The 6,321-nt window shown below is 69.9% G+C and carries 5 protein-coding genes; 4 read left to right on the top strand and 1 reads right to left on the bottom strand.

Annotation, left to right across the window (positions count from 1 at the left end):
• Positions 1 to 103 precede the first annotated feature (103 nt).
• Positions 104 to 877 carry an SDR family oxidoreductase gene (locus tag ACYVE9_RS12620; protein WP_461027898.1) on the top strand — a complete coding sequence of 258 codons (774 nt, stop codon included), beginning with the start codon at positions 104 to 106 and terminating at the stop codon, positions 875 to 877.
• A gap of 330 nt (positions 878 to 1,207) precedes the next feature.
• Here the strand turns inward: ACYVE9_RS12620 and ACYVE9_RS12615 are convergent, their stop codons facing one another.
• Entirely contained in the window at positions 1,208 to 1,654 is a 447-nt protein-coding gene (locus ACYVE9_RS12615; protein WP_461027897.1) for a DUF4383 domain-containing protein, read from the bottom strand.
• 276 nt (positions 1,655 to 1,930) lie between these two features.
• Between ACYVE9_RS12615 and ACYVE9_RS12610 the strand changes: the two genes are divergently transcribed.
• The 3 genes from ACYVE9_RS12610 to ACYVE9_RS12600 all read left to right on the top strand — a co-directional run bounded on the left by ACYVE9_RS12610 (position 1,931) and on the right by ACYVE9_RS12600 (position 6,267).
• The gene (locus ACYVE9_RS12610) at positions 1,931 to 2,773 is read left to right on the top strand and encodes a SigB/SigF/SigG family RNA polymerase sigma factor (RefSeq protein WP_461027896.1); all 843 of its coding nucleotides are present in this window, start codon (positions 1,931 to 1,933) and stop codon (positions 2,771 to 2,773) included.
• A gap of 75 nt (positions 2,774 to 2,848) precedes the next feature.
• Positions 2,849 to 4,120 carry an ATP-grasp domain-containing protein gene (locus tag ACYVE9_RS12605; protein WP_461027895.1) on the top strand — a complete coding sequence of 424 codons (1,272 nt, stop codon included), beginning with the start codon at positions 2,849 to 2,851 and terminating at the stop codon, positions 4,118 to 4,120.
• Between the two features lie 104 nt (positions 4,121 to 4,224).
• Complete coding sequence (locus ACYVE9_RS12600) at positions 4,225 to 6,267, top strand: CocE/NonD family hydrolase (protein WP_461027894.1); 2,043 nt, start codon at positions 4,225 to 4,227, stop codon at positions 6,265 to 6,267.
• The last annotated feature ends 54 nt before the right edge of the window (positions 6,268 to 6,321 follow it).

Genomic DNA, 6,321 nt, shown 5'->3' with positions numbered 1-6,321 from the left:
CGGGCCACCGGACGCGCGCCGGACGGCCGGTCGCCGGTGACGGAAGCGCGTCGCCGCCCCGCCAGCCCCCGTACCCGGGGACGCAGACCCGCAGAGGAGCCCCATGAACACCCCCGGATCTTCTCCGTCCCCCCGCCGGGTCGCGGTGATCACCGGCGCGGACTCCGGCATCGGCTGTGCCACCGCCGTCCGCCTGGCCCAGGACGGCATGGACGTGGGTGTCACCTGGCACACCGACCGCGAGGGCGCCGACCGGACGGCGGCAGAGGTACGCGAGCACGGTGGCCGGTGCGCCCTGGAACAGATGGACCTGAGCCGGCTGCCGGACGCCGTCGACGCCGTGGACCGGCTGGCCAATCAACTCGGCGGCATCGACGTGCTCGTCAACAACGCGGGCACCGGGACCGCCGAGCCCTGTCTCGACATCGAACCGGACACGGTCCGCCGGGTGCTCGACGTCGACCTGGTGGGTCCGTTCCTCTGCGGTCAGCGGGCGGCCCGCCGCATGATCGCCGGCGGCGCCGGCGGGCGCATCGTCAACGTCACCAGCGTGCACGAGCACCAGCCCAGGGTGGGCGCCGCGCCGTACTGCGCCGCGAAGGGCGGTCTCGGTCTGCTCACGCAGGTCATGGCGCTGGAACTGGCCGAGCACGGCATCACGGTGAACGCGGTCGCGCCCGGTGAGATCGCGACGGGGATGACCGGCCAGGAGGGCACCGACGTGCACACCCAGTCACGACCGGGCATTCCGCTCGGCCGCCCCGGTGACGCCCGCGAGGTGGCCGCGATGATCGCGTTCCTCGCCGGAACCGACGCCTCCTACGTGACGGGGGCGTCCCTGGCGGTGGACGGCGGCATGCTGCGCATGGGGCCGTAGGCCGGATCGCACCTGCGATCCGACGACTGGCGGACGCCGTAGAAGCGGCAGGCACGCCGTCGCGAGGAGCCGGCCCGGACCGTTCCCACGGGCGGTGACGTCTGCGCTGGTCGGTGCGGGGTACGCGGAGCGCACGCCCAACCGGTTCGACCCAGGAGTCCGGCGGGGAAGTGTCCGGGTCCTCCGTTGCCCGGGCGGGATCCGGACGCGCGTCCGAGCCCGGGCCGGTCCCGGATCGGACGGCGGGGCGGGACGGCGGTGACACAGCCGTCCCGCCCCGCACATGTGTGGGCCCCAGGCCGGTGACAGATGGACAGACAGCCGGATCGGTCAGGCTGCGGCGCGTGTCCTGCGCGGCAGCACGAAGCCCAGCGCCACCATGCCGACGCCGAGTGCGAGGTGCAGCCAGTCGTCGGCGGTGTTCAGCGGAACGAAGTTCGCGTCACTGCCCTTGTCGATCAGCAGGCCGTACAGCCACAGCACCAGGTAGATCACACCGCCACCGAGCAGGTAGGCGCGGGACGACGACGGCGTGCGCGACATCGCGACCCCCGCCAGCCCGAAGGCGAAGTGCACCAGGTTGTGCAGGATCGACACCTGGAAGACGCCCAGCAGCTTCGCCTCGGACTCGTGTCCGGCGAAGGTGATGCCGTCCATGTCCGTGGTGACACCGGGGATGAAGCCCAGCACACCGACCACCAGGAAAACGACGCCGACGACCAGTGCGGCGAGAGCGACCGGCGAGCGGCGTGGTGAGACGGGAGCGGAGTGTGACATGACGCCTCCTGACATGTTCCGGACTGCGAGGAGTTCCGGGTCACCCCCCGATCAGCGGCGAAACCTCGGCATCGGCCATCCGGCCCTGTTCGCCCCACCGGGGAAAAGACGACTGTTTGCTGCTCCCGGGGTCGGGAATGCGGAGACAGATGCTTCGGACCGGAGGCACACCACTGGGGGAGACATGTCCCGCAGCCGGCTGTCTCCGTCGCGTCGCTGTGTTCTCTCCCGGTAACCGCTCTTTCCTGCAAACGGCGTGTACTGGAGAAGCCACCCATGACTGTGCAGAGCCCCGCCCCGACCACTCAGCGTGCCCGCCGATCGCACCACGACGCTCCCGACACGGACGCGGATTTCCGGCGTCTTCGCGCGATGACCGAAGGCCCGGGGAAAGAACGACTCAGCCAGGACCTGGTGCGGGCCTGGCTGCCCATGGCGCACCGACTGGCACTGCGATTCCGCAACCGGGGCGAGTCCCTGGAGGATCTCCAACAGGTCGCCGCACTGGGTTTGGTGAAGGCCGTCAGCCGTTACGACCCGGACCGCGGAAGCGCTTTTGAGAGCTTCGCCGTGCCGACCGTCGTCGGCGAGATCAAGCGGCACTTCCGGGACCACCTGTGGGACCTGCACGTGCCCAGGAGGGTGCAGGAACTGCGCAACAGGGTGCGCACCGCCATCCGGGAGCTGACACTCGCCCCGGGTGCCGGCGGCAGCCCCACCGTCGCCCGCGTCGCCGCACACTGCGGCCTGTCCGAGGAGGAGGTCCTCGACGGCCTCGAAGCCCTGGAGAGCTACCGCACACTGTCCCTTGACGCCCAGCTGACCGGCGCCGAGGACGGCTACTCGCTGGCCGACACCCTGGGCGCGACAGAACCTGGTTTTGAACACGTGGTGCACCGGGAAGCCGTCAAACCGGAACTGAGCAAGCTGCCGGAACGCGAGCGTCGCATCCTTTATCTGCGCTTCTTCTGCGGAATGACGCAGAGTCGCATCGCGGAGGAACTGGGAATCTCGCAGATGCACGTTTCCCGGCTTCTCAACCGGACTTTCACCGCCATCAGGCAGGGAGTCGAATCAAACGAGAGGCACGAGCCCCACGCTCGTACCTCCGCCGCCTGACCCGGCCCCGAGTCGCGGTCATAAAGGCCCCGTAAGCAGACGGGGGTCAGGAAATCTGGGGAGGAACCCGAAGTCATGAGTCGCGCCAACGTTTTTGTGATCGGTCTGGACGAAGGCAATCTGGACACCATCCACGATGTGCCGGAAGCGCCGCAGTGCAATTTCCACTCGCTGCTGAGCATCGAGGAGTTGCAGCACGGCGAGATCGATCTGCAGGAACTCCTCCACAAGGCGCAGGGCAAGCTGGACGCGTTCGAGGGAACGATCGACGCCGTCGTCGGATACTGGGACTTCCCCGTGAGCACGCTCGTGCCGATGCTGAGCCGCCGTTACGGGCTGCGCAGCACCAGCCTGGAGTCGGTGGTCAAGTGCGAGCACAAGTACTGGAGCCGACTCGAACAGCAGAAGGTGATCGAGGAGATACCCCGCTTCGGGATCGTCGACCTGGAGGGTACGGCCGAGAAGCCCGAGGGGATGGACTTCCCCATGTGGCTGAAGCCCGTGAAGTCCTTCTCCTCCGAACTGGCCTACGGCGTCAAGAACGAGCACGAGTTCCAGGAGGCCGTCGAGCTGATCCGCGAGGGCATCACCCGCGTCGGCCGCCCCTTCCAGTACGTGCTCGACCAGCTGGAACTGCCGCCGGAGGTCGAGGCGGCCGGTGGTGAGGCCTGCCTGGCCGAGGAGCAGATCACCGGCGAGCAGGTCGCCGCGGAGGGGTACGTCCACAACGGCGAGGTCGTCGTGTACGGCGTGCTCGACTCCCACAACTACCGGGACAGCTCGTGCTTCCTGCGGCACCAGTACCCCTCGTCCCTGCCCGACGAGGTCACCGAACGCATCCGGGACGTCTCCCGCCGTGTGATGAAGCAGATCGGCATGGACTCGGCGACCTTCAGCATCGAGTTCTTCTACGACCGCGACACGGACACCCTGAAGCTGCTGGAGATCAACCCGCGGCACTCGCAGTCCCACGCCGAGCTGTTCGAGTTCGTCGACGGGGTCCCCAACCACCACTGCATGATCAGCCTGGCGCTCGGGCACGACCCGAGGATGCCCGACGGCAAGGGCCGGTTCGAGGTCTCCGGCAAGTGGTACTACCGTCGGTTCGAGGACGGGGTCGCCCGCCGGGTGCCGACCGACGAGGAGATCGCCGCCCTGACGGAGAAGGAACCCGGCGTCAAGATCGAGATCGTGCCCGAGCAGGGCCAGCGGCTGTCCGACATGCCCGGCCAGGACAGCTACAGCTACGAACTGGCACACCTCTACATCGGTGCGGACACCGAGGAGGAGCTGTGCGCCAAGTACGACCGGTGCACAGCCGCCCTGAACTTCGAGTTCGACGAGTGACCCGACCGGGCCCGGCGCACCACGCGCCGGGCCCCGGCCCGGCCACCCCGCCGGCCCCGAACCGCCCCACAGTTGCCGAGCCACTCCGGGAGGAGAACCGGCCCATGCGCGTCGTCAGCAGTTTCCCGTACGCAGTCCAGGAAGAGGAGCACGTCTGGATCACCGTCTCCGACGGGACCCGTCTGGCGGCCCGCATCTGGCGTCCCACCTGTTCCGACGACGAGCCGGTGCCCGCGGTGCTGGAGTACATCCCGTACCGCAAACGCGACCTCACCTCGGTCCGCGACTCCGTCCACCACCCCTACATCGCCGGCCACGGCTACGCGTGCGTGCGCGTCGACCTGCGCGGCACCGGCGAGTCCGAGGGGGTGCTGCGCGACGAGTACCTGGAGCAGGAGCAGCAGGACGCGGAGGACGTGCTCGCGTGGCTCGCCGACCAGCCGTGGTGCGACGGGAGCACCGGCATGATGGGCCTCTCCTGGGGCGCGTTCAGCGCCCTCCAGGTGGCGGCACGCCGCCCGCCGAGCCTGCGGGCCATCGCGATCGCCTCCTTCACCGACGACCGCTACGCCGACGACATGCACTACATGGGCGGCTGCATGCTGTCCGACAACCTGGCGGAGGCGGGCACCATGTTCGCCTACGCCACCTGCCCGCCCGACCCGGCCCTGGTCGGGGAACGCTGGCGGGACATGTGGCACGAACGGCTCGAGAGCAGCGGGCCGTGGGTCGCCGAGTGGCTGCGCCACCAGCGGCGCGACGACTACTGGCGGCACGCGTCGGTCTGCGAGGACTACGGGGCGGTGGACGTGCCGGTGCTGGCGTCGAGCGGGTGGGCCGACGGCTACTCCAACGCGGTGACCAGGCTGCTGGAGAATCTCAAGGTGCCGGCGAAGGGACTCGTCGGCCCGTGGTCGCACAAGTTCCCGCACATGGGTGAACCCGGCCCGGCGATCGGCTACCTCCAGGAGCTGGTGCGCTGGTGGGACCACTGGCTGAAGGACCGCGACAACGGAGTCATGGACGGCCCCGTGCTCCAGGCGTGGATGCAGGAGAGCGTGCCGCCGTCCACGTCCTACCAGGAACGCCCCGGCCGCTGGGTCAGTGAGGACGTCTGGCCCTCCCCGCGCGTCGAACCCACCGCCTACCCGCTCAGCAGGCACCGCCTCGGCGCGGCCGACGAGACGCCCGAGGACGAGGCGCTCACCATCCAGTCCCCGCTGTCCGTCGGCCAGTTCGCGGGCAAGTGGGCCTCCTACAACGCGCCCCCCGACCTGCCCTACGACCAGCGGGAGGAGGACGGCGGCTCGCTCGTCTTCGACAGCGACGTCCTCAACCACCGCCTGGAGATCCTCGGCGCGCCGACGGTGGAGTTCGAGTTCACGGCCAGCGAGCCGGTCGCGATGATCGCCGCGCGGCTCTCGGACGTCGCCCCGGACGGCAGCGCCACCCGCGTCACCTACGGGCTGCTCAACCTCAACCGGCGGAGCACGGACACCGAGTCCTACGACGGCGACCAGGAACCCGAGGAACTGGTGCCCGGACAGCGCTACCGGGCCACCGTCCGCCTCAACGGCGTGGCCCAGGCGTTCCCGCCCGGCCACCGCATCCGGCTGTCGCTGTCCACCTCCTACTGGCCGCTGGCCTGGCCGCCGCCGCACCCGGTGCTGCTCAGCGTCTACGCCGGGGCCTCCGCGCTGACCCTGCCGGTGCGCCCCACCGACGGCTCCGAACCCGTCGCCCCCGGCTTCGAGGAGCCGGAGGGAGCCGAACCGCTCGCCACCACCCGGGTGCGTCCGCCCGAGCAGACCTGGAACGTCTCCCGTGACCTGGTGGGATACCGGTCGGCGCTGGAGATCGTCAAGGACGCCGGCACCGTGCACTTCGACGACATCGACCTGGACGTCGGCCGGCGTGCCTACGAGCGGTACGACTCGGTGGCCGACAAGTTCGACTCCGTACGCGGCGAGTCCGCGTGGACGATGACGTTCCGGCGGGGGGAGTGGGACGTGCGCACCGAGACGCGCACCGTGCTGCGCTGCACGCCGGAGGAGTTCCTGCTGGACGCCACCCTCGACGGGTACGAGGCGGACCGGCGGGTGTTCTCCCGCACCTGGAACCTCACCTTCCCCCGGGACCACCTCTAGGAGCCCGCAGAGGCCCGTACCCGCGGAGGCCTGGCCCCGGGCACCCGCCCGGGG

The organism is Streptomyces sparsus, from assembly GCF_054776295.1.
Note: the sequence above shows the minus strand (reverse complement) of the source record. Positions and strands in the feature narration are given on the sequence as shown.